Genomic DNA, 25421 nt, shown 5'->3' on the forward strand with positions numbered 1-25421 from the left:
CTCGCCAACCTGGTATGAGCGGTCTGTACGGCCATTTTTGCCAGCGTTATTTCGAGGGCCAGGGAGTCAGAGACAAGGCGCTGCGACGACTCATAGCTTGCTATGGGGAGGAGCAGCAACGCAGTATCTGGCTCCCTGGAACCGAAATAAGCTGACAAAGATGGCCACACAGACGGCTTGCTGGCCGTTGGTTTATTGATCTGTTTTCGGCGAGGGTTGCTCGTGATTGTTAGTCCCTGTAATGCAGCAAAATTGTCTGCCAAACGCGTGCGAAGTGCCCTGGTAGCGGGTTCGGCGCTCCTGTGCCTGCTCAGCGCCGGTCAGCTTTGGGCGTTCAATCTTGACGATGTATCGGCCAAAGCTAAAGAGCTGGCCGGGCAAAAATTCGAAGCCCCGCGCAGCAACCTGCCGAACGAATTCCGCGACATGAAATTCGCGGACTATCAGAAAATCCGCTTCCTCACCGAAAAGGCTGAGTGGGCTGATCAGAAGACCCCGTTCAAATTGTCCTTCTATCACCAGGGTATGCACTTCGATACACCGGTGAAAATCAACGAAATCACAGCGAACACCGTCGAAGAGATCAAATACGATCCTAGTCGCTTCGATTTCGGCGACCTGAAATTCGATCCGAAAGCCACCGAACAACTGGGTTATGCCGGTTTCCGTGTGCTGTACCCGATCAACAAGGCCGACAAGCAAGACGAAATCATGACCATGCTCGGCGCGAGTTACTTCCGCGTTGTCGGCAAGGGTCACACCTACGGTCTGTCGGCGCGTGGCCTGGCTATCGATACCGCATTGCCGTCGGGTGAAGAATTCCCGCGTTTTCGCGAGTTCTGGATTCAGCAGCCGAAGCCGGGCGACAAGCACCTGGTGATCTTCGCCCTGCTCGATTCGCCACGTGCTACCGGTGCCTACCGGCTGATCCTGCGTCCGGGCAGCGACACCATTGTCGACGTCAAGGCGCAAATGTTCCTGCGTGACAAGGTCGGCAAACTGGGCATCGCGCCGCTGACCAGCATGTTCCTGTTCGGCGCCAACCAGCCGTCGAAAGTGCTCAACTACCGTCGTGAACTGCACGACTCCAGCGGTCTGTCCATCCATGCCGGCAACGGCGAGTGGATCTGGCGTCCACTGAACAACCCGAAACACCTGGCCGTCAGCAACTTCAGCATCGAGAACCCGCGTGGTTTCGGTCTGCTGCAGCGTGGCCGCGACTTCAGCCACTACGAAGACCTCGACGATCGCTACGACAAGCGCCCAAGCGCCTGGATCGAGCCGAAGGGCGAGTGGGGCAAAGGCACCGTTGATCTGGTAGAGATTCCGACCGCTGACGAAACCAACGACAACATCGTTGCGTTCTGGAGCCCGGAAAAAATGCCGGAGCCGGGTCAGCCGCTGGACTTCGCTTACCGCATGCACTGGACCATGGACGAAGCGGCGATTCACGCGCCGGACAGCGCCTGGGTTTCGCAGACTCTGCGTTCGACCGGTGACGTCAAGCAATCGAACCTGATCCGTCAGCCGGACGGCAGCGTTGCCTACCTGGTCGATTTCGAAGGTCCATCGCTGGCCGCTCTGACGCCGGATGCCGACGTTCGCAGTCAGGTCAGCGTCGGCGACAACGCCGAGCTGGTTGAAAACAGCGTGCGCTACAACCCGGAAACCAAGGGCTGGCGCTTGACCCTGCGGATGAAAATCAAGGACGCGGGCAAGTCGACCGAAATGCGTGCTGCCCTGGTTCAGCCAGTCGTGACCGCTGATCTGGCGAAATCGGTGCCGGCGTCCAACTCGTCCGTCGCCAAGGCCGACAAGGTTGCCGCCAAGCAACAAGAGAAACTCGACAAGGAAGCCAAGGCAGCCGAGGCCAAACAGGCCGACGCCAAGCCAGCAGCAGATGCCAAGGACAAGGCCAACAAAGACGCCAAGCAGCCAGTTGCTGCCGACGCGGCCCCAGCCACACCGGAATCGGCACCGACTGAAGAAGTCCTGACCGAGACCTGGAGCTATCAGTTGCCTGCCGATGAGTAACTCTCAAGTACAGCCAGAGACTCTCTCCGAGTATCTGGCGCATCTGCCGATGACCGACGAGCAACGCGCGGAACTCGCGGGCTGCCAGTCGTTCAGCGAGCTGCATCAACGCCTGTCGTCCTCGACGTTCGACGCCCCTGCCGAAGCCGCCCAGGCTTCGGTGGGCAAGCGCCTGGTCCTGAGCACCGCCGAAGAGCTTGAAGAAGCGGAGATGCTGGTGCTCGACGCCAGCGGTCGCGTCAGCATGAAGGCGACGCCGCCGATCCGTCGGACCAAAGTCGTGCCGGAGCCATGGCGCACCAATATTCTGGTGCGTGGCTGGCGCCGCATGACCGGTCGCACCAACCCGCCGCAGCCGCCGAAGGACGAAAACGTTCTGCCGGCCGCGCGCTGGCGTACCGTCGGTTCGATTCGTCGCTACATTTTGTTGCTGCTGATGCTCGGCCAGACCATCGTCGCCGGCTGGTACATGAAAGGCATCATGCCGTATCAGGGCTGGTCGTTCGTCGATCTTGACGAAGTCCTGCACCAACCGCTGCTGCAAACCGCCACGCAAGTGCTGCCGTATGCGCTGCAAACCAGCATCCTGATTCTCTTCGGGATTCTGTTCTGCTGGGTCTCGGCCGGTTTCTGGACGGCGCTGATGGGCTTCCTCGAGTTGCTCACCGGTCACGATAAATACCGTATCTCCGGCAAAAGCGCCGGCAACGAGCCGATTGCCAAAGACGCGCGTACCGCGCTGGTAATGCCGATCTGTAACGAAGACGTGCCGCGCGTCTTCGCCGGTCTGCGCGCAACGTTCGAATCGGTCGCTGCCACCGGTGATCTTGATCGTTTCGACTTCTTCGTTCTCAGCGACAGTAACGACAGCGATATCTGTATCGCCGAGCAACAGGCCTGGCTGGACGTCTGCCGCGAAGCCAAAGGCTTCGGCAAGATCTTCTATCGCCGCCGTCGCCGTCGTGTGAAACGCAAGAGCGGTAACCTCGACGACTTCTGCCGTCGCTGGGGCGGTGACTACAAGTACATGGTCGTTCTTGACGCCGACTCGGTCATGAGCGGCGAGTGCCTGACCAGTCTGGTGCGCTTGATGGAAGCCACGCCGGACGCCGGGATCATCCAGACCGCGCCGCGTGCGTCGGGCATGGATACTCTCTATGCGCGCATGCAACAGTTTGCGACCCGCGTTTATGGCCCGCTGTTTACCGCCGGTCTGCACTTCTGGCAGCTGGGTGAATCCCACTACTGGGGTCACAACGCGATCATCCGCATGAAGCCGTTTATCGACCACTGCGCCTTGGCGCCGTTGCCGGGTAAAGGTGCCTTCTCCGGTGCGATCCTGTCTCACGACTTCGTTGAAGCCGCGCTGATGCGCCGTGCCGGTTGGGGCGTGTGGATTGCCTACGATCTGCCGGGCAGCTATGAAGAACTGCCGCCGAACCTGCTCGACGAACTCAAGCGTGACCGTCGCTGGTGCCACGGCAACCTGATGAACTTCCGTCTGTTCCTGGTTAAAGGCATGCACCCGGTGCACCGTGCGGTGTTCCTGACCGGCGTGATGTCGTACCTGTCGGCGCCGTTGTGGTTCTTCTTCCTGGTGTTGTCGACCGCGCTGCTGGCGGTGAACACGCTGATGGAGCCGCAGTACTTCCTCGAACCACGACAGCTTTATCCGCTGTGGCCACAATGGCACCCGGACAAGGCGATCGCACTGTTCTCGACGACCATCGTGCTGCTGTTCCTGCCGAAACTGTTGAGCATCATTCTGATCTGGGCCAAAGGCGCGAAAGAGTTCGGCGGCAAGTTCAAGGTGACCCTGTCGATGCTGCTGGAGATGCTCTTCTCCATGCTGCTGGCGCCGGTGCGGATGATTTTCCACACCCGTTTCGTGCTGGCCGCGTTCCTCGGCTGGGCCGCGACCTGGAACTCGCCGCAACGTGACGACGACTCGACACCTTGGAGCGAAGCGGTCAAACGCCACGGCCCGCAAACCCTGCTGGGTTTCTGCTGGGCGCTGCTGGTGATCTGGCTGAACCCGAGCTTCCTCTGGTGGCTGGTGCCGATCGTCGGTTCGCTGATGCTGTCGATCCCGGTGTCGGTGATCTCCAGCCGTGTCGGTTTGGGCCTGAAGTCCCGTGACGAGAGCCTGTTCCTCATCCCTGAGGAATACAATCCTCCGCAGGCGCTGCTGGCGACCGATCAGTACACCCACGAAAATCGTTACCACGCCCTCAATGACGGCTTTGTCCGCGCAGTGGTCGATCCTCAGCAGAACGCTTTGGCGTGCTCGCTGGCGACCTCCCGTCACGGTCAGGCCGAGCCGATCGAGTGGCTGCGTCAGGAACGTGTGCGTCACGCGCTCAAGGTCGGCCCTGCCGGGCTGAACAACCATGATCGCCTGCAACTGCTGAGCGACCCTGTGGCGCTGGCGCGTCTGCACGAGCAGGTTTGGGCGGAAGGTCACGCCGAGTGGCTGGATGCCTGGCGCGCTTCGGTGAAAGCCGATCCGCATGCGCCGTTGTTGCCGTTGCAACCGGTGAGCTTGCAGGCTCAGCCGGCCTGATGAAGAAACCCCGCGATGTTGCGGGGTTTTTTTTGCCTGCTGAAAAGCCCCTCACCCTAGCCCTCTCCCAAAGGGAGAGGGGACTGACCCGGGGATGCTTCAGAGTTACGCCGACCTGATCCTGCTTTGCCGAATCCATAATCGACTCGATCTTTCAGGTCGGCGTATAGCTTGAGACACCTCGGTCGGCCCCCTCTCCCTAGGGGAGAGGGCTGGGGTGAGGGTCAGCTCTTGATGTTAAACAAATCGTCCATTAAACCTTGTGCAAAAAAACGAGTGCGTTAGCATCCGTCCCCGAATTGGCGCACCCGGGCTTTTTTGCCCGTCTCTGTTGGTTTTCGCGCCGCAAACGCAATGGTTTTGGGGACTTGAAGATGAAGAAGTATCTGTCGATGCTGCTGGTCGGCGTCACGGCACTGGTTGCAGTCAATGCGGCGCAGGCTGGCGCAATCGATGACGCGGTCAAGCGCGGCACGTTGAAAGTCGGTATGGATCCGACCTACATGCCGTTCGAAATGACCAACAAGCGCGGCGAAATCATCGGCTTCGAAGTCGACATCCTCAAAGCCATGTCCAAGGCCATGGGCGTCAAGCTGGAACTGGTTTCCACCGGCTACGACGGTATCATCCCGGCGCTGATGACCGACAAGTTCGACATGATCGGCAGCGGCATGACCCTGACTCAAGAGCGCAACCTGCGCCTGAACTTCAGCGAACCGTTCATCGTCGTCGGCCAGACCCTGCTGATCCGCAAGGAACTGGAAGGCACCATCAAGTCGTATAAAGACCTGAACACCGCCGACTACCGCATCACCTCCAAGCTCGGCACCACCGGCGAAATGGTCGCCAAGAAGCTGATCTCGAAAGCCAAGTACCACGGCTACGACAACGAGCAGGAAGCGGTGCTCGACGTGGTCAACGGCAAGGCTGACGCCTTTATCTACGACGCGCCGTACAACGTCGTGGCGGTGACCAAGGTCGGCGCTGGCAAACTGGTGTTCCTCGACCAGCCGTTCACCTACGAGCCTCTGGCGTTTGGTCTGAAGAAGGGCGATTACGACAGCCTCAACTTCATCAACAACTTCCTGCACCAGATTCACGAAGACGGCACCTACGATCGCATCCATGACAAGTGGTTCAAGAGCACCGAGTGGCTCAAGGACATGGAATAAGCCCGGTCAGATAGACCGAGTCGCCCCATTCGCGAGCAAGCCCGCTCCCACATTTGAAATGCATTCCAATTGTGGGAGCGGGCTTGCTCGCGAAGAGGCCCTCCAGAGCAACACAAAATCCGGAACCTGCAATGAAACAGAAAAAAGCCCAATGGCCCTGGCACGTCCTCACCGTGCTGGTGCTGGTCGGCCTCGCGGGCGCGTTGTATTACGCGACGTCGCTGATGTCCTACGAATGGCGCTGGAACCGCGTGCCGCAGTACTTCGCCTATCAGGCTGAAGAAACCCAGCGTGCCACCGATATTTCCACCGTCACTGAACTCGTGCGCAAGGGCGGCAGCGCTATCGTCACCCTGCGCAATGACGCCGGTGACAAGCAGCACCTGACGGTCGACGAGAACAGCCTGCAATTCGCCCAGGGCGATGATGTCGCGGAAGGCGACGTCGTCGGTGTTACTCGACATTGGGCGGCAGGGCCGCTGTTGTGGGGCTTGTGGACGACGCTGTGGCTGTCGGTGGTGTCGGGGATTCTGGGGTTGCTGATCGGTCTGGTCACGGGCCTGTGCCGGCTATCGAACAACCCGACCCTGCGTGACCTCTCGACGATCTATGTCGAACTGGTACGCGGCACGCCGCTGCTGGTGCAGATCTTCATTTTCTACTTCTTCATCGGCACGGTGATGAACCTGTCCCGCGAGTTCGCCGGGATCGCCGCGCTGTCGCTGTTCACCGGCGCCTACGTGGCCGAAATCATCCGTTCCGGCGTGCAATCGATTGCCCGTGGCCAGAACGAAGCGGCGCGCTCGCTCGGCCTGAGTGCCGGCCAGTCAATGCGTCACGTGGTGTTGCCGCAGGCGCTGAAGCGCGTGCTGCCGCCACTGGCGGGGCAGTTCATCAGTCTGGTCAAGGACACCTCGCTGGTGTCGGTGATCGCCATCACCGAACTGCTGAAAAGCGGCCGTGAAGTCATCACCACGTCGTTTTCGCCGTTCGAGATTCTGTTCTGCGTTGCCGGCCTGTACCTGTTGATCAACCTGCCGCTGTCGAAAATCGCCAGCCGGCTTGAGCGGAGGCTCGCGCAAAGTGATTGAAGTCCGCTATCTGGTAAAAGTCTTCGATACCCGTGGGCAAGTGGTGCGCGCGGTGGATAACGTCAGCACCACGGTGGCCAAGGGTGAAGTGCTGGTGGTGATCGGCCCGTCGGGTTCCGGCAAGTCGACCTTCCTGCGCTGCCTGAATGGCCTGGAGGAGTTCGACTCCGGCTCGGTGAGCATCGACGGCCTGCAACTGGCCGACGCGAAAACCGACGTCAACGCCTACCGCCGTGAAGTCGGCATGGTCTTTCAGCATTTCAACCTGTTCCCGCACATGACCGTGCTGGAAAACCTCTGTCTGGCGCAGAAAGTCGTGCGCAAGCGCGGCAAGAAAGAGCGCGAGGCCAAGGCCATGGAGTTGCTGAAAAAGGTCGGCATCGCGCAGAAGGCCAACGAGTTTCCGTCACGCCTGTCCGGCGGTCAGCAACAGCGCGTGGCAATTGCCCGGGCGCTGGCGATGGAGCCGAAGGTGATGTTGTTCGATGAGCCGACGTCGGCGCTCGACCCGGAAATGGTCGGCGAAGTGCTGGACGTGATGAAGAACCTGGCCGTGGAAGGCATGACCATGGTTTGCGTGACCCACGAGATGGGTTTCGCCCGGGAAGTGGCGGATCGGGTGTTGTTCTTCGATCACGGCAAACTGCTGGAAGATGCGGCGCCGGCGGAGTTCTTCGATGCACCGAAAGACCCGCGCGCTCAGGCCTTTCTGCGTCAGGTTCTGTAATTTCAGCGTCTGTCAGTAAGCCTTCGCGAGCAAGCCCGCTCCCACATTTGGAATGCGTTCCCCTGTGGGAGCGGGCTTGCTCGCGAATGCATCACCTCGGTTTTGAGTGAACCGAGGCAGACCAATCACCTCAAACCTTGAAGCGCCCCACCAGCATCTGCAGATGCGTCCCCAGTCGCGCCAGCTCGACGCTCGACGCCGCGGTCTCTTCACTCGCCGCCGAGGTCTGATCCGACACGTCCCGCACATTCAGCACGCTACGGTTGATCTCTTCAGCCACTGCGCTCTGCTGCTCGGCGGCCGCTGCGATCTGTTGGTTCATCGCCTGAATCGCCGACACGGTGCGGGTGATGCTCTCCAGCGAACCGCCGGCGCGGCGGGTCAGTTCGACGCTGCTGTCGGTCAGGGTGCGGCTGTTGTCCATGATCGTTGCGACTTGCTGGGTGCCGTTTTGCAGGCCGATGATCAGCTCTTCGATCTCTTCGGTGGACTTTTGTGTGCGCTGAGCAAGGCTGCGCACTTCATCGGCGACCACGGCAAACCCGCGCCCGGCTTCACCGGCACGCGCGGCTTCGATAGCGGCGTTGAGCGCTAGCAGGTTGGTTTGCTGGGCCACGGATTTGATCACGTCGAGGACGCTGCCGATCTTGTCGCTTTCGCGCTTGAGTTCGCCCATCGCTTCGGTGGAGTGACCGACTTCAACCGCCAGGCGCTCGATCTGTGCGATGGCTTCGCCGACGACCTTGTCGCCTTCACGGGCTTGTTGGTCGGCAGCCACGGCCGCTTCGGAGGCTTCCTCGGCGTTGCGCGCGACTTCCTGCACGGTGGCGGCCATTTCGTTCATGGCGGTGGCGACCTGATCAGTCTCGATCTTCTGATTGTTGACCCCGGCGCTGGTCTGTTCAGTGACGGCCGACAGCTCTTCAGCGGCGCTGGCGATCTGGGTGACGCCATCGCTGATCCCGCCGATCAAGTCGCGCAGGCCCTGGGTCATGCTTTGCATCGAGCGTTGCAGCTGGCCAAGTTCGTCGCGGCGCTGGGAAACCAGGTTGTGGGTCAGATCGCCAGCGGCGACGCGCTCGGCAACTTTCAGGGTCTGGTTCAGCGGGATGATGATCTGACGGGTGATCGCCCACGCCGCCAGCAGGCCGAACGCCACGGCCAGCAGGGTGGCGATGATCAGCATGTTCTTCGCGTGAGCGGCGTCGGTGTCGCGCACCACGGTCTGCGATTCGGTGAGCTTCTTGCTGACGTCGAGCAGGATGTCGCCTTGCGTCGCCATCTGCGCCTGCGCCTTGGCGTTGTTGACTTGCGAGTCGCGGAACTGGCTGACCGCCGCGCGATAGGCTTTGATCGAATCGGTGGCCTGTTGCAGGTTGGCGATGTGCTGCTCCGGCAGTTTCGCCGGCAGGCTGTCGAGATTTTTCAGCGCGTTGTCGATGGCGTCCAGCGCCGGTTGCTCGGCGTCGGCCTTGCCGCTGTAGGTGTAGCCGCGAACCTGATAGCGCGCCTGTTGCAGCAGTTTGCTCAGCTCGATCACGCTGTTGAATTGCGCGACGCTGTCGCCTTGCAGCAGGGATTTTTCCACTTCGGCGACTTTCGCCACAGCGTTGTCGGCGCTGGCGCCGAGCTTGCTGCGCGCGTCTTCACGCTGCACGGTGGCCTGGGTCATGTCGGCAAAGGCACGCTTGTATTCGGCGACGGCGGCCAGTTGCTGATCGACCATGGCGGCATCGCTCGGTTGTTCAATCAAGCCGCGCGCAGTTTGCAGGCCGCTGCCGAGTTTGCCGAGCAGCTCGTTCACCGCGCCAGGGCCTTGCTCGCCACGGCGCGCTTCATAGTCCAGGCGCGCCAGGCGCAGGTCCTTGGTCAGCTCGTTGAGGCTGGAGATGAAACCGAGCTTGTCGCCACGGCTGATGATGCCGCTCATGCCGGTCCAGCCGGTGAAGGTGATCAGTAGCGTCAGCAACAGCACCAGGCCGAAACCGATCCCCAACTTGCGTTTGACGCTGACATTTCCCAGATTCTCGGCTAACCAACGGTACATGCGACAACTCCCCGACCACTAATTGGACTTATGGGGACTGTATCGGCTGGAAGATGGCAATCTGTAACACCATTTATCCGAGACGCCGCCATCCTGTAGGAGCTGTCGAGTGGAACGAGGCTGCGATCTTTTGATCTTGCTTCTAAAAAACAACATCAAAAGATCGCAGCCTGCGGCAGCTCCTACAGGGTGTTGGGGTTAGAAGAGGCGGGCGAGGAGGGCGGTGACGGCGGTTTCGACGCGCAGGATGCGCTCGCCGAGTTGCACCGGTTGCAGGCCGGATTTACCCAGCAGATCGATTTCGTAAGGGATCCAGCCGCCTTCGGGACCGATCGCCAACGTGACCGGTTCGCTCAAGGCGCGTGGGCACGGCGGATAGTTGCCGGGGTGGCCGACGAGGCCGAGGGTGCCGTCGGTAATCGCTGGCAACCGATCTTCAACAAACGGTTTGAAGCGTTTCTCGATGATGATCTCCGGCAGCACCGTATCGCGGGCCTGTTCCAGGCCGAGGATCAGTTGCTCACGGATCGCCTCAGGATCAAGAAACGGCGTCTGCCAGAAACTCTTCTCGACCCGGTAGCTGTTGACCAGAATGACCTTCGAGACGCCCATGGTCGCCACGGTCTGAAATACCCGACGAAGCATTTTCGGGCGCGGCAGCGCCAGCACCAGCGTCAGCGGCAGCTTGGCCGGTGGCGGTTGGTCGAGGGTTACGCGTAATTCCGCTTCACCCGGCTCCAGGCGCAGCAACTCGGCCGACCCCATCAGCCCGTTGATGCGCCCAACGCGCAGGCTGTCACCGACTTCCGAGCGGTGAACTTCCTGCATATGGGTCAGGCGGCGATCACGCAGCACCACGCGGTCGGCCGCAATGAAATCGGCCTCTTCGAGCAACAGCAGGTTCATGCCTGGGTCGCTGGCGGCTGGTCGTTGTGGTCGTCGGCCGGGGTTTCGTCCGGGCGTTCGCGCTTGCTGATCAAACCACCGAACAGAATGCCGATTTCAAACAGCATCCACATCGGCACGGCCAGCAGGGTCTGCGAGAAGATGTCCGGCGGGGTCAGAATCATGCCGACCACGAAGCAGCCGATGATCACGTACGGGCGGATTTTCTTCAGGTATTTGACGTCGACCACGCCGATCCACACCAGCAGGACCACGGCCACCGGAATCTCGAACGCCACGCCGAAAGCGAAGAACAGCGTCATGACGAAATCGAGGTAACTGGCGATGTCGGTCATCATTTCCACGCCGGCCGGGGTGGCCGCAGCGAAGAATTTGAAGATCAGCGGGAATACGAAGTAATAGGCGAACGCCATGCCGGTATAGAACAGCAGGATGCTCGACACCAGCAGCGGCACCGCGATGCGTTTTTCATGCTTGTACAGGCCCGGCGCGATGAAGCCCCAGATCTGATGCAGGATCACCGGAATCGCGAGGAACAGCGAAACCATCATCGTCAGCTTCAGTGGCGTCAGAAACGGCGACGACACATCAGTGGCGATCATCGTCGCGCCAACCGGCAGGTACTGGCGCAGCGGCGTCGAGACGAAGGTGTAGATCTGCTGGGTGAAGGCGAACAGCCCGGCGAAGATGATGAAGATCGCCGCCACACAACGCAGCAGGCGGGTGCGCAACTCGGTGAGGTGCGAAACCAGCGGCATGTGCTGGTCGTTTTCGGGGAGATCGCTCATGGGGCTCGCGGCGGCAGAGTGGAGTCTTGAGGCGCTGGTGTGATCGGCGCGGCGTTTGGCGCAACGTGTTCAACAGACTGTTCCACAACAACGACTGGTGCCGGTTCTGTCGGTGCTACAACGGCAGCAGGTGCAGGTGTCGGAGCAGGCACAACAGGTGCAGTCGGCGCATGAATCGTCTGCTCGCCTACATGCTCAACCGGCGTTGGCTCTTGCTGAACCGGGCTGAAAATCTTCCGCGCCTCCTGCTCCAGCGACAGAATGTGCTCGTTGTGCAGTTGCCGACGAATCTCGTCGGCACCGATTTCACGTTCAACTTCCTGTTTGATCGCGTTGAAGCTGCGCTTCAGCCGTCCAACCCACAGGCCAGCGGTGCGCGCAGCGCCCGGCAAACGCTCGGGGCCGAGCACCAGCAGGGCAACGAGGCCGACGAGCAGCAGTTCAGAGAAGCTGATACCAAACATTAGTCAGTGCTCACACGTCTTTGCGGATCGGCTCTTCGACTTTCTGCGCCTGCACGTCGATGGTGTGCGGCGGGTTGGCCTGAGCGGTGGCTTGTGGCTGCACCGGTGGCACTGGCTGCGCAGGCGTCACGGTTGGATCAGCGGCAGGTTTTTCGTCGTCGTTCATGGCTTTGCGGAAGCCTTTGATCGACTCGCCAACGTCGGTGCCGAGGTTTTTCAGTTTCTTGGTGCCGAACACCAACACCACGACTACCAGAATGACAATCCAGTGTTTCCAGTCAAAAATGCCCATGTTGCTGTTCCTCTCTAAAAATTGTTCAGGCGGACGGACGCGAGGCTTTCTCGACGTGTCCGGACAGGCCGAAGCGGCGATCCAGTTCATCCAGCACAGCCTGCGGATGCTGCCCCAGTTGGGCGAGCATGACCATGCTGTGGAACCACAGGTCGGCGGTCTCGTAAATCACATCGCTGCAGTCGCCACTGATCGCGGCATCCTTGGCGGCAATAATGGTTTCGACCGACTCTTCGCCGACTTTCTCCAGAATCTTGTTCAAACCCTTGTGATACAGACTAGCTACATACGAGCTGTCGGCAGCTGCGCCTTTGCGCTCTTCGAGCACTTCAGCCAGGCGGGTCAGGGTGTCACTCATGTTTGTGTCCTGCGGAATAAATGGCGTGCGGGTCTTTCAGGACCGGATCGACGGTTTTCCAGTCGCCGTTTTCGAAGACGCGGTAAAAGCAGCTTTGACGGCCGGTATGGCAAGCGATGTCGCCGATCTGTTCAACCATCAGGATGATCACGTCGGCGTCACAGTCCAGACGCATTTCATGCAGGGTCTGCACATGGCCGGACTCTTCGCCCTTGCGCCACAGCTTGCCACGCGAACGTGACCAGTAGATTGCACGGTTTTCCGCGGCGGTCAGTTCGAGCGCTTCGCGGTTCATCCAGGCCATCATCAGCACGCGTCCGGTCTTGTGATCCTGGGCAATCGCCGGCACCAGGCCATCAGCGTCCCACTTGATCTCGTCCAGCCAGTTTTTCATCTTCAATTCCCGAAACGCAGCTACGAGCGTTGAGCTTCAAGCTGCAAGTAAAAGCAGATTGCGGTGTTGCTGTAACGTCAGGCTTGCAGCTCGCAGCTTATAACTTGCAGCTGATTCGTGCTATCGGCGAACGACCAGATACAAGCCCACGGCCACCATGATTCCCGCCGGCCAATGTCCCAATTCGTTTAGCGGGCCACCGATGGCGAGGATCACCCCGCCGGCCAGATGCGCGCAACCGAGCAGGCGCAGGAACCAGTCGTCCTTGCGTTTATGCCACGGTGGCGGCGGGTCGTAGGCGTGTGGCTGGGACATGCGTTCGAGCAGATCGCGGGCCATATTCGCCAGATGCGGCAACTGTTCAAACTGGCTCTGCACGTTGCCGAGCAAGGCTTTCGGGCTGACGCGCTCGCGCATCCAGCGTTCGAGGAATGGCTGCGCGGTGTTCCACAGATCCAGATCCGGATACAGCTGACGGCCAAGACCTTCGATGTTCAGCAGGGTCTTTTGCAGCAGCACCAGTTGCGGCTGCACTTCCATGTTGAAACGGCGTGCGGTCTGGAACAGGCGCATCAGCACCTGGCCAAATGAAATATCTTTTAACGGTTTTTCGAAGATCGGTTCGCACACGGTGCGGATCGCCGCTTCGAATTCGTTGAGTTTGGTTTCTGCCGGAACCCAGCCCGAATCGATGTGCAACTGCGCCACGCGACGGTAGTCACGCTTGAAGAAGGCGAACAGGTTGCGCGCCAGATAATCCTGGTCTTCCGGGGTCAGGCTGCCGACGATGCCGCAGTCGATCGCGATGTATTGCGGGCTCCACGGGTTGACGGTGCTGACGAAGATGTTGCCCGGGTGCATGTCGGCGTGGAAAAAACTGTCGCGGAACACTTGGGTGAAGAAAATCTCCACGCCACGCTCGGCGAGCATTTTCATGTCGGTGCGCTGGTCGGCGAGGGTCGCCAGATCTGTCACCTGAATGCCGTAGATGCGCTCCATCACCAGCACTTTCGGCCGGCACCAGTCCCAATAGACCTGCGGCACATAGAGCAGCGGCGAACCTTCGAAGTTGCGCTTCAACTGGCTGGCGTTGGCCGCCTCGCGCAGCAGATCGAGTTCGTCGTAGATGGTTTTTTCGTAGTCCTGGACCACGTCGACCGGGTGCAGCAGACGCGCGTCGGCGGAGACTTTTTCGGCGGCACGGGCGAGGATGAACAGCCACGCCAGATCCTGCGCGATGATCGGCTTGAGGCCCGGACGGATCACCTTGACCACCACTTCTTCGCCAGTTTTCAGCTGCGCGGCATGCACCTGCGCCACCGAGGCCGAGGCCAGCGGTTCGACGTCGAAGCGGCTGAACACGTCGCTGATTTTCTTGCCCAGTTGCTCTTCGATCAGCTTGATCGATAGCTGCGAATCGAACGGCGGCACACGATCCTGCAGGTGCATCAGCTCATCGGCGATGTCTTCCGGCAGCAGGTCGCGGCGGGTCGAAAGAATCTGCCCGAACTTGATGAAAATCGGCCCGAGATCCTGCAACGCCAGACGCAAACGCGCGCCCCGGCTCAGATCCAGCGGCTTGCGCGGGAACCAGCGCCACGGCAGCACATAGCGCAGCGCGAGGAGAAACCACGGCAACGGCAGATCGAACAGCAGGTCATCGAGGCGGTAGCGGATCACGACGCGCTGGATGCGCAACAGACGGCGGACGGCAAGCAGCTTCATGCGTTATCGCTTGGGTCGAGGGATCGGGAAAGGCGCTCGAAACGCGCCTCGAGACGTTCCAGATCAAGTTTGATCCGGTCCAGTTCGCTGAAGCGCGCTTCGGCTTCGCGCTGCCCGACGAGGGTGCGCGATTCTTCGGCGAGGTATTCGGCGAGATTCTGGTTGAGGCTGGCAAATCCTTGTTGATACCAGCGTGCGCGGCTGCGCAGATGACCGCCAATCAGTTGCGTGGCGACAGGTCCCAGCCAGCGCGAGAGTTCGTACTCCCAGTCCAGCTCAAGATCCTGCAACACGCCGGCCAATTCCAGCAGCACGCCGCTGTCGCCATCGAGCTCGACTTCCGGGGCGTGCAACACCGCAGTCTTGTCTTTGCTCACGGCCAGTTTGACCAGGCTGGAGGCTGGGGCACGCAGGGTGCAGTCGACACCGGTTTCCCAGTGCGAGGCCAGCATCAGACCTTCGTCGCTGGGCAAGATGAACAGTTGCAGCGCCGGGCTGCGGCAGTCGACGGCAATTACCTTGCCGGTCAAATGCGCCAGCCGCGGCAGCGCCGTGCTGTCGAGACGCAGCACCCGGTTGAGGCCGAGTTCAACGCTGGCGAGCAGCCCGGTGAGCAACATCAGGGCTTGATGCCACGGTGCAGGGCGACGATGCCTGCGGTCATGTTGTGATAGGTCACGCGGTCGAAACCGGCGTCGACCATCATCGACTTCAACGTTTCCTGATTCGGGTGCATGCGGATCGATTCGGCGAGGTAGCGATAGCTTTCCGAGTCATTGGTGATCAGCTTGCCCATCAGCGGCATGAAGGCGAACGAGTACGCGTCGTAGGCTTTCGACATCAGCGCGTTGGTCGGCTTCGAGAATTCCAGCACCAGCAGACGACCGCCGGGCTTGAGCACGCGCAACATCGAACGCAGGGCGTCTTCCTTGTGCGTCACGTTGCGCAGGCCGAAGGCGATGGTCACGCAGTCGAAGTGGTTGTCCGGGAACGGCAGTTTTTCGGCGTCCGCCTGAACGAATTCGACGTTGCCGGCGACACCCAGATCGAGCAGGCGGTCACGGCCGACCTTGAGCATCGATTCGTTGATGTCAGCCAGCACCACCTGACCGGTCGGGCCAACCAGGTGCGAGAATTTTTTGGTCAGGTCGCCGGTACCGCCGGCGATGTCCAGCACGCGGTTACCGCTGCGCACACCCGACAGTTCGATCGCGAAACGCTTCCACAGACGGTGCATGCCGCCCGACAGAAGGTCGTTCATCAGGTCGTACTTGGCGGCTACCGAGTGGAAAACCTCAGCGACTTTTTCCGCTTTCTGGCTTTCCGGAACGTTTTTGAAGCCGAAGTGAGTGGTGGGTTCGGCATCGCTGCCTTTGCGCTGATCAGTCATATCGCTGTCACCAAAAGAGAATGCGCGACATTCTAATCCCCAAGCCATGCTTTGTCTTGGAATGGCTAAAGGTAAGATGGGCGACCTTCGGGACGATTTGCCGCAGCAGCGGTCAAGATTTACCGACACCTATTGATCAATCAGGAGGCATTCAATGGCCAAAATCAGTGTTGAACGTGCCCACAACCTGGGTAAGGAAGCCGCCCGCGAGAAGGCCGACAAGCTCGCGCAGAAACTTTCCGAGCAATATGGCCTGGAGCCGCAATGGTCCGGCGACACCCTGAACCTCAAGCGCTCGGGCGTGAAAGGCGCGGTGCATGTGGCGGACGATTCGATCAAGGTCGACGTTGAGCTGGGCATCATGATGTCGGCCATGAGCGGCATGATCAAAGCCGAAATCGAGAAAGCCCTCGACAAAGCGCTGTTCTGATTCCTGGTTGCAATGTTATCCCCTGTGGGAGCGGGCTTGCTCGCGAATGCGGTGTGTCAGTCGACTCAGATATTGACTGATACACCGCATTCGCGAGCAAGCCCGCTCCCACATTTGTTTTGTGGTGCCCCTGCTGTTTATGTCAGTTGTTAGGGTGCCGTTTCTAATTTTTCTACTTACTTTGTGCATGAGCCCGACACTTGTCCGGCAGTTCCTCAAACCTTCTGCGCGTGAGGTGCACCATGGCCAAAGTTATTTTGAAGAAAAAAATCGACGCTTCGACTTCTGCTCTGAGCGACGTCAAATCCTATGCCCGCAAGATCTGGCTGGCAGGCCTGGGTGCCTACGCCAAGGTCGGCCAAGAGGGCAACGAGTACTTTCAAGAGTTGATCAAAGCTGGTCAAACTGTTGAAAAGAAAGGCAAAAAAGCCGTCACCGAAAAACTCGAAGCGGCCAACGCCGAGATCGATGAAGCCAAGGGTGAAGTGAGTTCATTCAAAGGTCGCGTCGAAGTTCAGCTCGACAAGGTCGAGAAGGCGTTCGACTCCCGTGTAGCAAGCGCCTTGAATCGTATCGGCATTCCGTCTAAACATGACGTTGAGACACTCTCTGCTAAGCTCGATGAGCTGACGGCATTGCTCGAACGCGTCGCGCGTAAATCTTAAGGAGAACGGGATGGCTGGCAAAAAGACTACTGATAAAAAAGATAGCAGCTCGTGGGTCGGGAAGGTCGAATCCTACTCCCGCAAAATCTGGCTGGCTGGTTTAGGCGTGTACTCGAAGATCGACACTGACGGCAGCAAGCTCTTCGATACATTGGTCAAAGACGGCGAGAAAGCCGAGAAGCTCACCAAGTCGGCAGTCGGCAAGAAAGTCGATGCCGCCAAGGACTCTGCTACCTCGGCCAAGTCGCGCATCAGCGGCGTGAAAGATCGCGCACTGGGCAAGTGGGACGAGCTGGAAGGGGCTTTTGACAAGCGCCTGAACAGCGCGATTTCGCGCCTCGGTGTACCGAGCCGCAATGAAGTCAAAGCGCTCAACAGCAAGGTCGACACACTGACCAGACAGATCGAAAAACTCACCGGTCTGAAAGCTCAGCCTGTGACGGCGAAAACCGCTGCTGCCAAGCCTGCAGCGAAAACTGCGGCGGCCAAACCTGCTGCTAAAACGACGGCCAAGCCACTGGCCAAGGCAGCGGCTAAACCTGCCGCAAAAGCAGCGGCCAAGCCTGCAGCGAAAACTGCTGCCGCCAAGCCAGCAGCAAAAGCTGCAGCCAAACCGGTTGCCGCCAAAGCCGCTGCCAAACCGGCAGCAAAACCTGCGGCCAAAACCGCAGCGAAGCCTGCGGCCAAGCCTGCAGCGAAAACCGCAGCGAAGCCTGCGGCCAAGCCTGCAGCGAAAACCGCTGCCGCGAAGCCGGCTGCCAAGCCTGCGGCGAAACCCGCTGCGGCGAAAAAACCGGCAGTGAAAAAACCGGTCGCACCGAAAGCCGCTGCGCCGAAACCGGCCGCGCCTGCTGCAGCCAAGCCGGCCACTCCGGCAGCTCCGGTGAGCGCGTCGAACTCCGCCGCAGCACCGACTCCGGTGGCTACCCCGACTGTTGCATCGACGCCGTCGACGCCAACCAGTCAGTCCTGATTTATCAGGGCAAAACAAAACGCCCGGCCTGTGAAGGTCGGGCGTTTTGTTTGAAGATCAAAAGATCGCAGCCTTCGGCAGCTCCTATACAGACCTCTGTAGGAGCTGCCGAAGGCTGCGATCTTTTGATTCCGGGTCACTCGTGGTCTTCAAGATACTGCAGGGCCATGCGTTCGGTAGCGACCTTCACCGGCGGCAAAAGATGCGGGGCCACCAGCATCATGATCTGATAAACCACCAGCCTGACCTCGCCCTCACGATCAAGAATCCGCTGATAGTCCAGAGAAAACAGTAGCGTCATGGTGATCTGCTCCACCAACTGCCCCAACGCCTGGGTATCGCTGACCAGCTGCCCGCCCGCCTTCAACCGCGCCAGCAACGACGCCAGCGTGCGCTTCAATGCATTGAGCAGATTGCGAATGCCCTTGGCCAGTTTCGGCAAGCGCCCGGCGAGGTTCGACAGGTCCTGAAACAGGAACCGATACTGCGCCAGCCGCTCGACGATCAGATGCAGGAACAGCCAATAATCCTCCGGTGCCAGCTCGACATCCGATGGCGGATCCAGCAGCGGGGCCAGTTCATTCTGGAAGCGCTCGAACAACCCGAGAATCAGCGGTTCCTTGCCATGGAAGTGGTAGTAAAGGTTGCCCGGGCTGATCCCCATTTCGTTGGCAACCTCCATGGTGGAGACGTTCGGCTCGCCCTTTTCGTTGAACAATTGCAAAGCACATTCGAGAATCCGGTCGCGGGTTTTCATCCAGTCTTCTTAGAAAAGTTCGGTTAAGCGTCAGCGCACACGCACGTAGGTACCGGGCGCTGCCTCCATCGGTGGATAGTTAGGGTTGCCGAGGGTGAACGAGGTTTCGTGCTGCGCGCCGGAGCGCTGTTGAATCCATTCCAGCCACTGCGGCCACCAGCTGCCGTCGACGTGCTTGGCGTCGTAGTACCAGGCGCGCGGGTCGCTGCTCATCTTGCCGTTCTCGACGTACGCGGCTTTCGGGTTACTCGGCGGGTTGAGAATGCTCTGCACGTGGCCGCTGTTGGACAGCACGAAACGTCGCTCGCCGCCGAGCAGCAAGGTCGAGCGATACACCGCATCCCATGGCGTAATGTGGTCGTTCATGCCAGCGACGCTGAAGCTGTCGACGGTGACCTTCTGCAGGTCGATCGGCGTGCCACAGACTTCCAGGCCACCCGGATGGGTCAGCGGGTTGTGCTTGAAGAAGTCCAGCAAGTCGCCGTGAAACGCCGCCGGCAGGCGAGTGTTGTCGTTGTTCCAGTAGAGGATGTCGAAGGCCGGCGGCTCTTTGCCCAACAGGTAGTTGTTGACGAAGTAGCTCCAGATCAAATCGTTGGGGCGCATCCAGGCGAAGACCTTGGCCATGTCGCGACCGTCGAGCACGCCTTTCTGATAGGAACGACGCTTGGCGGCTTCGAGGGTTTGCTCATCGGCAAACAGTGTGGCCGAAGTTTCGATTTCACTGTCGAGCAGGCTGACCAGATAGGTTGCGCTGGAGACCCGGCGAAGTTGCCGCTTGGCCTGCAAATGCCCTTGCAGCGCGGCGATGGTCAGCCCGCCGGCGCAGGCACCCATCAGGTTGACCTCGCGGGCGCCGGTGATCGCCCGGCAGATGTTCATTGCCTCTTCCACCGCTTCGACGTAGGTCGACAGGCCCCATTCGCGATGGCGCACATCAGGGTTGCGCCAGCTGATCATGAACGTCTGCAAACCGTTTTTCAGCGCGTACTGGACGAAGCTGTTATGCGGGCTCAGGTCGAAAATGTAGTACTTGTTGATTTGCGGCGGCACCACCAGCAGCGGCTTGGCGTACTGCTTTTCGCTCATTGGCTTGTACTGGATCAGCTCAAGCAAATCGTTGCGAAACACCACTGAGCCGGTGGTGGTGGCGACGGTCTTGCCGACCTCGAAAGCCTGTTTGGTCACCTGGCGCGGCAAACCGTCGTTGTGCAGCAAGTCATCGAATAAATGACTGAGGCCGCGCACCAGACTGTGGCCGCCAGAGTTGAAAAGCTCTTTCACCGCCAGCGGGTTGAGCAGGGTGTTGGACGGCGCCACCGCGTCGTTGAGCAGGGTGAAAGCGAAGTGCGCGCGAGCGCGGTCTTCCGGGTTCATGTCGCTGTCGTCGATCCAGCTTTTGACCTGTTTCTGCCAGGCCAGATACGCCTGCAGGCTGCGCCGGTAAAACGGGTTGAGGCTCCACGCCGGATCAGCGAAACGGCTGTCCTGTGGATTGGTCGGGTGCAGGGTTTCGCCGAGCAGCACGCGGCCCAGTTGGCCGCCGAGTTTCAAGGCGTGTTTTGCGCTATGAATCGGGTTGCGCAAACCATGGGCGGCGACGCTGCGCAAGGTCGAGATCAGGTCCCGGCCGCGCAGGCCGGTGATCGCACTCTGTGCGTTGATGAACACGGCGGGGCTGGGCACTCCGCCCGTCGCTGGTTTGTCGCGCATGACTCAACACTCCTTCGTCTTCAGGCCAAAAACACATTCACCGAACCAGAACACCATAGACGCTGTTATCGGTTGCTGCCTGCGCGGCGTCCTGCCACGCACTTTCTGTAAAGCCCTGCATAAAGCCTGCCGCAGCGCTTAGCCGCCCTGCGGTGTCGGATGCGGATGCATCACCGCGCGCTGACGTTCCTCCTGGAGGAATTTCATGATGATCGGCGCCACGGCTTCGGCGCGGGTGATCAGGAACAGATGGCCGTCATCGATGATGTGCAACTGCGCGTTGGGAATGCGCCAGGCGAGCATGCGCATGTTGATCAGCGGGATCAGCGGATCGTCGTCACCGGCCAGCACCAGCGTCGGCTGATGGATCTTGTGCAGCCAGTGAATGCTGGTCCAGCCGAGGCCGGCAAACAGCTGCCAGTAATAACCGAGCTTGCCCGCCGAGCGTACTTTCGCCGCGTGGCTGGCGGCCAGGGTCGGGTCGCGACGGAACGAGCCGCCATAGATCAGCGGCGCGATGCGGATCACGTGCGAAGGCTGAATGTAGCGCCGTGGACTGGCCATCATCCACAGCACTTTCGGTTTGCCCGGCACCATCACCGCACCGGCCGCAGTCGCCGCCAGCACCAGTTTCTTGCAGCGTTCGGGGTAGTCGTAGGCGAACTGCTGCGCGAGTGCGCCGCCCCACGACACGCCGATGACGTTGACCTGACCGTAATCGAGGTAATCGAGCATCCGCGAGGTCAGCTTGGCCAGGCCGGGAAAGCGATACGGCCGGTTAGGCGTCGAGGAGCCGCCGACACCGGGGACGTCGAAGGCGATCACTTCCAGATCCGGGTCCAGCGCCGCGACAAATGGAAACACCAGCTCCAGGTTGGCGCCGATGCCGTTGAAAATCAGCAAGGGCGTCAAGTGAGGCTTGCCGGGGCGTACCGCCGTGCGGATGGTCTGCCCATCCAGATCGACGGTACGGAATATGAACGGTTGCGGCATGCGTCAGGCCCTGTGGATTTAAATTCACCACACCCCCTGTAGGAGCTGCCGAAGGCTGCGATCTTTTGATCTTGTTTTTTAAAAATCAAAAGTCAAAAGATCGCAGCCTGCGGCAGCTCCTACAGGGGAGGGGTGGTGTCAATTACCGCTCGTGTACGTAAGTGCCCGGCGAGGCTTCGCCCGCCGGATGTGCCTTGTTGCCCAGTTTCAGCGGGGCCTTTTTCAGGTTGCCCGAACGTTCGGCTTGCCACGTCTGCCAGTGCAGCCACCAGGAATCGGTGTGCTTGGTCGAGTTTTCCTGCCAGTCATCGGCATTCGCGGCCATTTCTTCGCTGGTCATGTAACGCGATTTCGGGTTGCCCGGCGGGTTGAGGATGCTCTGGATATGCCCGCTGCTCGACAGCACGAATTCCACTTTGCCGCCGAACAACTGCGCCGACTTGTAGCAGGACTTCCACGGCGTGATGTGGTCGTTGGTGCCGGCCAGCGAGAAGATGTCGGCCGTGACCTGCTTGAGGTCGATCGGTGTGCCGCACACTTCCAGTGCATTCGGGCGGATCAGTGGGTTGTTTTTGAACATCTCGATCAGGTCGCCGTGGAACGCCGCCGGCAGCCGTGTGGTGTCGTTGTTCCAGAACAGGATGTCGAACACCGGCGGCTCGTTGCCGAGCAGGTAGTTGTTGACCCAGTAGTTCCAGATCAGGTCGTTGGGGCGCATCCACGCAAAGACCTTGGCCATGTCTTTGCCTTCGAGCACACCGGCCTGGTACGAATGGCGCTTGGCGGTCTCCAGGGTCTGCTCGTCGACGAACAGGGCGACGTCGCTGTCCAGCGTCGTGTCGAGCACGCTGACCAGCAGCGTGAGGGCATTGACCTTCTTCTCGCCGATAGCCGCGTAGTGGCCGAGCAGGGCGGTGCAGGTGATGCCACCGGAGCAGGCGCCGAGCATGTTCACATCTTTGCTGCCGGTGATCGCGGTGACCACGTCGACCGCTTCTTTCAGCGCGTCGATGTACGTCGACAGGCCCCACTCGCGCTGCGCCTTGGTCGGGTTGCGCCAACTGACGATGAACGTCTGCACATTATTGCGCAGGCAGAAGCGCGCCAGACTCTTGTCCGGGCTCAAATCGAATACGTAGAACTTGTTGATCTGCGGCGGCACCACCAGCAACGGGCGCTCGTGGACTTGCTCGGTGATCGGCTTGTACTGGATCAGCTCCAGCACGTCGTTGCGAAACACCACCGCACCTTCGGTGACGCCGAGGCTCTTGCCGACCTCGAACGCGCCCATGTTGACCTGGCTCGGCATGCCGCCGTTGTGCACCAGATCCTTGGCCAGATGCGAGAGGCCATCGAGCAGGCTTTTGCCGCCGGTCTCGAAGAAGCGTTTCACCGCAGCCGGGTTGGCGGCAGTGTTGGTCGGCGCCATGGCTTCGGTCATCAGATTGATGACGAAGTGACCGCGCGCGATGTCTTTGGGGGAGAGGCTACTGTCATCGATCCAGGAGTGGAGTTCCTTGCGCCATGCCAGGTAGGTTTGCAGATAACGTTTGTAGAGCGGGTTCTGGCTCCACGCCGGATCGGCGAAGCGACGGTCATCGCCAGCCGGTTGCAGTTCGGATTTGCCGAACAGCACGTTCTTCAGTTCGAGGCCGAAATGGGTGACGTGTTTGACGCTATGGATCGGTTGTTTGATGGCCTGTTTGAGCACCATACGAGCAGAGGCCAGCAGATCCTTTCCGCGTAGCCCAACGACGGGATTAAGCCCCAGGGTGTTTTCCGAGGCTTGGTACTTCAGGTCATCGTTATTCTTGTTACTCATCTACGACGCTCCATTGTCCTGAGACGAGTACCCGGTTTTCTGCTGTGCAGTTCCACAGCCAATGCCAGGTACTACTGCTCGGGTGACCGTTAATTCTGCATAGCTGCTTTACAGTCGTAGAGCACTGCAGGGAACTTGCCAGCTCCATTGGTTACCCGAGTTTAATTTTTTTCGCAAGCGGGCCGATCCTCGGCCACACAGCGGAGCATTCAAACAGATGAATTTAGAAAATGCCCTCTAATGAGCGCAAGGCTCGGGCTAGAGCATCAGCTTGACGATCGACTCGTTCGGGTCGCGGGTTTTTCCAGCGGCTTTGACCTCGGCCAGATAATCGGCCCAGAGTGCGTCATAACGTCGCCCCAGCTCGTAGAGATAATCCCAGGTGAACAGGCCGCTGTCGTGACCGTCGTCGAAGGTCAGTTTCAGTGCGTAGTGACCGGCCGGTTCCAGCTTGCTCAGACCGACGTTGATCTTGCCGAATTGCAGGATCGGTTTGCCGTGGCCCTGAACCTCGGCGGAGGGAGAATGCACGCGCAGGAATTCGGCGGGCAGGGTGTATTCCTCGCCGGACGCGTAGGTGAGCGTCAGGGTTTTCGAGGCTTTGTGCAGTTTGATGTCGGTAGGGATAGTAGTCATTGCAGGTCATCCGACTAGAGGAACACCCTGTAGGAGCTGCCGCAGGCTGCGATCTTTTGATCTTGTCTGTTAAAAATCAAAGTCAAAAGATCGCAGCCTGCGGCAGCTCCTACAGGGAGAAGTGACCTACAGGATATAACGGGACAGGTCTTCGTTCTGCGCCAATTCGCCGAGGTGGCTGTTGACGTAGTCGGCGTCGATCAGAATCGGCTGCTCATCGTGGGTGCTGGCCAGATCGCCGGCGCTGAACGATACCTCTTCGAGCAGACGCTCAAGCAGCGTGTGCAGACGACGGGCACCGATGTTCTCGGTCTTCTCGTTGACCTGCCAGGCGATCTCGGCAATGCGCTTGATGCCTTCCGGCTGGAACTGGATGTTCAGGCCTTCGGTTTTCAGCAGCGCGCAGTATTGCTCGGTGAGCGAAGCATGCGGTTCGCTGAGGATACGTTCGAAGTCCGACGGGCTCAGCGCTTTGAGTTCAACGCGGATCGGCAGACGACCTTGCAGCTCAGGCACCAGATCGCTCGGCTTGCTCAGGTGGAACGCGCCGGAGGCGATGAACAGGATGTGGTCAGTCTTGACCATGCCCAGTTTGGTGTTGACGGTGCAGCCTTCGATCAACGGCAGCAAGTCGCGCTGTACGCCTTCACGGGAGACATCGGCACCGCCGACATTGCCGCGCTTGGCGACTTTGTCGATCTCGTCGATGAACACGATGCCGTGCTGCTCAACCGCTTCCAGCGCCTTGGCCTTCAGCTCTTCTTCGTTGACCAGACGCCCGGCTTCTTCGTCGCGCACCAGCTTCAGCGCTTCCTTGACCTTGAGCTTGCGCGACTTCTTCTTGCCCTTGCCCATGTTGGCAAACAGCGATTGCAGCTGGTTGGTCATCTCTTCCATGCCTGGCGGCGTGGCGATCTCGATGCCGGACACTTCGGCGACTTCGATCTCGATTTCCTTGTCATCCAGCTGACCTTCGCGCAGACGCTTGCGGAACAGCTGACGGGTGTTGGAATCGGAGCTTGGCGTTTCTTCGTTGCTGAAACCCATGCGCGCCGGCGGCAGCAGCGCGTCGAGGATGCGATCTTCGGCGGCGTCTTCGGCGCGGTGACGTACGCGGGTCATTTCCTGCTCGCGGAGCATCTTGATCGCAGCGTCGGCCAAATCACGGATGATCGATTCGACGTCACGGCCAACGTAGCCGACTTCGGTGAACTTGGTCGCTTCGACCTTGATGAACGGCGCGTTGGCCAGTTTCGCCAGACGACGGGCGATCTCGGTTTTACCGACACCGGTCGGGCCGATCATCAGGATGTTCTTCGGGGTCACTTCAACGCGCAGCTCTTCAGGCAGCTGCATGCGGCGCCAGCGGTTGCGCAGGGCAATCGCGACGGCGCGCTTGGCATCGTCCTGGCCGATGATGTGGCGGTTGAGTTCGTGGACGATTTCGCGGGGAGTCATGGACATAGTAGTTGGCGGTCCTC

General features: G+C 60.0%; 23 protein-coding genes and 1 pseudogene. 8 read left to right on the forward strand and 16 right to left on the reverse strand.

Features of this window, described 5'->3' with window-relative positions:
* Positions 1 to 222 precede the first annotated feature (222 nt).
* From C2E19_RS02995 to C2E19_RS03020, 5 genes and pseudogenes are all read left to right on the forward strand, one after another.
* Complete coding sequence (locus C2E19_RS02995; protein ID WP_129387863.1) at positions 223 to 2034, forward strand: glucan biosynthesis protein G; 1812 nt, start codon at positions 223 to 225, stop codon at positions 2032 to 2034.
* Positions 2027 to 4614 (forward strand): annotated as a pseudogene (gene mdoH / locus C2E19_RS03000) (glucans biosynthesis glucosyltransferase MdoH); the annotation flags it as partial. The gene C2E19_RS02995 and the pseudogene mdoH, both read left to right, overlap by 8 nt.
* A 357-nt stretch (positions 4615 to 4971) precedes the next feature.
* Positions 4972 to 5769 carry a transporter substrate-binding domain-containing protein gene (locus tag C2E19_RS03005; RefSeq protein ID WP_129387868.1) on the forward strand — a complete coding sequence of 266 codons (798 nt, stop codon included), beginning with the start codon at positions 4972 to 4974 and terminating at the stop codon, positions 5767 to 5769.
* 131 nt (positions 5770 to 5900) lie between these two features.
* Positions 5901 to 6860, forward strand: a complete 960-nt coding sequence (locus tag C2E19_RS03015) for an amino acid ABC transporter permease (RefSeq protein ID WP_129387871.1) — start codon at positions 5901 to 5903, stop codon at positions 6858 to 6860.
* Positions 6853 to 7587 carry an amino acid ABC transporter ATP-binding protein gene (locus tag C2E19_RS03020; protein ID WP_129387874.1) on the forward strand — a complete coding sequence of 245 codons (735 nt, stop codon included), beginning with the start codon at positions 6853 to 6855 and terminating at the stop codon, positions 7585 to 7587. The genes C2E19_RS03015 and C2E19_RS03020 overlap by 8 nt, the downstream gene beginning before the upstream one ends.
* A 130-nt stretch (positions 7588 to 7717) precedes the next feature.
* Here C2E19_RS03020 and C2E19_RS03025 read toward each other — a convergent pair whose 3' ends face one another.
* The 10 genes from C2E19_RS03025 to ubiE form a co-directional block, all read right to left on the reverse strand.
* Entirely contained in the window at positions 7718 to 9634 is a 1917-nt protein-coding gene (locus tag C2E19_RS03025; RefSeq protein ID WP_129387876.1) for a methyl-accepting chemotaxis protein, read from the reverse strand.
* Between the two features lie 198 nt (positions 9635 to 9832).
* Positions 9833 to 10540 (reverse strand): 16S rRNA (uracil(1498)-N(3))-methyltransferase, encoded by a 708-nt coding sequence (locus tag C2E19_RS03030; RefSeq protein WP_129387878.1) that lies wholly within the window; start codon positions 10538 to 10540, stop codon positions 9833 to 9835.
* A complete protein-coding gene (gene tatC / locus C2E19_RS03035; RefSeq protein WP_083367258.1) occupies positions 10537 to 11328 on the reverse strand; it encodes a twin-arginine translocase subunit TatC in 792 nt (263 codons plus the stop codon). The genes C2E19_RS03030 and tatC overlap by 4 nt, the downstream gene beginning before the upstream one ends.
* The gene (tatB, locus tag C2E19_RS03040; RefSeq protein ID WP_129387880.1) at positions 11325 to 11792 is read right to left on the reverse strand and encodes a Sec-independent protein translocase protein TatB; all 468 of its coding nucleotides are present in this window, start codon (positions 11790 to 11792) and stop codon (positions 11325 to 11327) included. The genes tatC and tatB overlap by 4 nt, the downstream gene beginning before the upstream one ends.
* 10 nt (positions 11793 to 11802) lie before the next feature.
* Positions 11803 to 12084 (reverse strand): twin-arginine translocase TatA/TatE family subunit, encoded by a 282-nt coding sequence (locus C2E19_RS03045; protein WP_003220847.1) that lies wholly within the window; start codon positions 12082 to 12084, stop codon positions 11803 to 11805.
* 25 nt (positions 12085 to 12109) lie between these two features.
* Positions 12110 to 12442, reverse strand: a complete 333-nt coding sequence (locus tag C2E19_RS03050) for a phosphoribosyl-ATP diphosphatase (protein ID WP_007909355.1) — start codon at positions 12440 to 12442, stop codon at positions 12110 to 12112.
* Complete coding sequence (gene hisI, locus C2E19_RS03055) at positions 12435 to 12836, reverse strand: phosphoribosyl-AMP cyclohydrolase (RefSeq protein WP_007909357.1); 402 nt, start codon at positions 12834 to 12836, stop codon at positions 12435 to 12437. The genes C2E19_RS03050 and hisI overlap by 8 nt, the downstream gene beginning before the upstream one ends.
* 120 nt (positions 12837 to 12956) lie before the next feature.
* Positions 12957 to 14561: a ubiquinone biosynthesis regulatory protein kinase UbiB gene (gene ubiB, locus C2E19_RS03060; RefSeq protein WP_129387882.1), complete on the reverse strand. Its 1605-nt coding sequence runs from the start codon at positions 14559 to 14561 to the stop codon at positions 12957 to 12959.
* Positions 14558 to 15181 (reverse strand): SCP2 domain-containing protein, encoded by a 624-nt coding sequence (locus tag C2E19_RS03065; protein ID WP_003220855.1) that lies wholly within the window; start codon positions 15179 to 15181, stop codon positions 14558 to 14560. The genes ubiB and C2E19_RS03065 overlap by 4 nt, the downstream gene beginning before the upstream one ends.
* Entirely contained in the window at positions 15181 to 15951 is a 771-nt protein-coding gene (ubiE, locus tag C2E19_RS03070; protein ID WP_008080626.1) for a bifunctional demethylmenaquinone methyltransferase/2-methoxy-6-polyprenyl-1,4-benzoquinol methylase UbiE, read from the reverse strand. The genes C2E19_RS03065 and ubiE overlap by 1 nt, the downstream gene beginning before the upstream one ends.
* A gap of 154 nt (positions 15952 to 16105) precedes the next feature.
* On the opposite strand from ubiE, the gene C2E19_RS03075 reads away from it, so the two are divergent.
* The 3 genes from C2E19_RS03075 (at position 16106) to C2E19_RS03085 (ending at position 18019) form a co-directional block, all read left to right on the forward strand.
* Positions 16106 to 16381: a polyhydroxyalkanoic acid system family protein gene (locus tag C2E19_RS03075; protein WP_129387884.1), complete on the forward strand. Its 276-nt coding sequence runs from the start codon at positions 16106 to 16108 to the stop codon at positions 16379 to 16381.
* 242 nt (positions 16382 to 16623) lie between these two features.
* Positions 16624 to 17046: a phasin family protein gene (locus C2E19_RS03080; RefSeq protein ID WP_129387886.1), complete on the forward strand. Its 423-nt coding sequence runs from the start codon at positions 16624 to 16626 to the stop codon at positions 17044 to 17046.
* 10 nt (positions 17047 to 17056) lie between these two features.
* Positions 17057 to 18019: a phasin family protein gene (locus tag C2E19_RS03085; protein ID WP_129387888.1), complete on the forward strand. Its 963-nt coding sequence runs from the start codon at positions 17057 to 17059 to the stop codon at positions 18017 to 18019.
* A 136-nt stretch (positions 18020 to 18155) separates the two neighbouring features.
* Here C2E19_RS03085 and C2E19_RS03090 read toward each other — a convergent pair whose 3' ends face one another.
* From C2E19_RS03090 to hslU, 6 genes are all read right to left on the reverse strand, one after another.
* Positions 18156 to 18776 (reverse strand): TetR/AcrR family transcriptional regulator, encoded by a 621-nt coding sequence (locus tag C2E19_RS03090; RefSeq protein WP_129387890.1) that lies wholly within the window; start codon positions 18774 to 18776, stop codon positions 18156 to 18158.
* 30 nt (positions 18777 to 18806) lie between these two features.
* The gene (phaC, locus tag C2E19_RS03095; protein ID WP_129387892.1) at positions 18807 to 20489 is read right to left on the reverse strand and encodes a class II poly(R)-hydroxyalkanoic acid synthase; all 1683 of its coding nucleotides are present in this window, start codon (positions 20487 to 20489) and stop codon (positions 18807 to 18809) included.
* A gap of 138 nt (positions 20490 to 20627) precedes the next feature.
* A complete protein-coding gene (phaZ, locus tag C2E19_RS03100) occupies positions 20628 to 21482 on the reverse strand; it encodes a poly(3-hydroxyalkanoate) depolymerase (protein ID WP_129387894.1) in 855 nt (284 codons plus the stop codon).
* A 142-nt stretch (positions 21483 to 21624) separates the two neighbouring features.
* A complete protein-coding gene (phaC, locus tag C2E19_RS03105; RefSeq protein WP_129387896.1) occupies positions 21625 to 23304 on the reverse strand; it encodes a class II poly(R)-hydroxyalkanoic acid synthase in 1680 nt (559 codons plus the stop codon).
* Between the two features lie 258 nt (positions 23305 to 23562).
* Positions 23563 to 23940 (reverse strand): gamma-butyrobetaine hydroxylase-like domain-containing protein, encoded by a 378-nt coding sequence (locus tag C2E19_RS03110; protein ID WP_129387898.1) that lies wholly within the window; start codon positions 23938 to 23940, stop codon positions 23563 to 23565.
* Positions 23941 to 24066: 126 nt separating this feature from the next.
* Positions 24067 to 25404, reverse strand: coding sequence for an HslU--HslV peptidase ATPase subunit (gene hslU, locus C2E19_RS03115; RefSeq protein WP_129387900.1), 1338 nt, complete (start codon positions 25402 to 25404; stop codon positions 24067 to 24069).
* Positions 25405 to 25421 lie beyond the last annotated feature (17 nt).

It is taken from the genome of Pseudomonas sp. DTU12.3, assembly GCF_004124275.1.
GTDB lineage: Bacteria > Pseudomonadota > Gammaproteobacteria > Pseudomonadales > Pseudomonadaceae > Aquipseudomonas > Aquipseudomonas helmanticensis.

Bases quoted from the DNA above. Each gene is read 5' to 3' on its own strand.
- C2E19_RS03075 (WP_129387884.1), top strand. From the start codon at position 16,106: ATGGCCAAAATCAGTGTTGAACGTGCCCACAACCTGGGTAAGGAAGCC.
- phaZ (WP_129387894.1), bottom strand. From the start codon at position 21,482: ATGCCGCAACCGTTCATATTCCGTACCGTCGATCTGGATGGGCAGACC.
- C2E19_RS03030 (WP_129387878.1), bottom strand. From the start codon at position 10,540: ATGAACCTGCTGTTGCTCGAAGAGGCCGATTTCATTGCGGCCGACCGC.
- C2E19_RS03065 (WP_003220855.1), bottom strand. From the start codon at position 15,181: ATGTTGCTCACCGGGCTGCTCGCCAGCGTTGAACTCGGCCTCAACCGG.
- C2E19_RS03050 (WP_007909355.1), bottom strand. From the start codon at position 12,442: ATGAGTGACACCCTGACCCGCCTGGCTGAAGTGCTCGAAGAGCGCAAA.
- hisI (WP_007909357.1), bottom strand. From the start codon at position 12,836: ATGAAAAACTGGCTGGACGAGATCAAGTGGGACGCTGATGGCCTGGTG.
- phaC (WP_129387896.1), bottom strand. From the start codon at position 23,304: ATGAGTAACAAGAATAACGATGACCTGAAGTACCAAGCCTCGGAAAAC.
- C2E19_RS03110 (WP_129387898.1), bottom strand. From the start codon at position 23,940: ATGACTACTATCCCTACCGACATCAAACTGCACAAAGCCTCGAAAACC.
- C2E19_RS03025 (WP_129387876.1), bottom strand. From the start codon at position 9,634: ATGTACCGTTGGTTAGCCGAGAATCTGGGAAATGTCAGCGTCAAACGC.
- C2E19_RS03080 (WP_129387886.1), top strand. From the start codon at position 16,624: ATGGCCAAAGTTATTTTGAAGAAAAAAATCGACGCTTCGACTTCTGCT.
- tatB (WP_129387880.1), bottom strand. From the start codon at position 11,792: ATGTTTGGTATCAGCTTCTCTGAACTGCTGCTCGTCGGCCTCGTTGCC.
- hslU (WP_129387900.1), bottom strand. From the start codon at position 25,404: ATGTCCATGACTCCCCGCGAAATCGTCCACGAACTCAACCGCCACATC.
- C2E19_RS03015 (WP_129387871.1), top strand. From the start codon at position 5,901: ATGAAACAGAAAAAAGCCCAATGGCCCTGGCACGTCCTCACCGTGCTG.
- ubiB (WP_129387882.1), bottom strand. From the start codon at position 14,561: ATGAAGCTGCTTGCCGTCCGCCGTCTGTTGCGCATCCAGCGCGTCGTG.
- tatC (WP_083367258.1), bottom strand. From the start codon at position 11,328: ATGAGCGATCTCCCCGAAAACGACCAGCACATGCCGCTGGTTTCGCAC.
- C2E19_RS03045 (WP_003220847.1), bottom strand. From the start codon at position 12,084: ATGGGCATTTTTGACTGGAAACACTGGATTGTCATTCTGGTAGTCGTG.
- C2E19_RS03085 (WP_129387888.1), top strand. From the start codon at position 17,057: ATGGCTGGCAAAAAGACTACTGATAAAAAAGATAGCAGCTCGTGGGTC.
- ubiE (WP_008080626.1), bottom strand. From the start codon at position 15,951: ATGACTGATCAGCGCAAAGGCAGCGATGCCGAACCCACCACTCACTTC.
- phaC (WP_129387892.1), bottom strand. From the start codon at position 20,489: ATGCGCGACAAACCAGCGACGGGCGGAGTGCCCAGCCCCGCCGTGTTC.
- C2E19_RS03005 (WP_129387868.1), top strand. From the start codon at position 4,972: ATGAAGAAGTATCTGTCGATGCTGCTGGTCGGCGTCACGGCACTGGTT.
- C2E19_RS03090 (WP_129387890.1), bottom strand. From the start codon at position 18,776: ATGAAAACCCGCGACCGGATTCTCGAATGTGCTTTGCAATTGTTCAAC.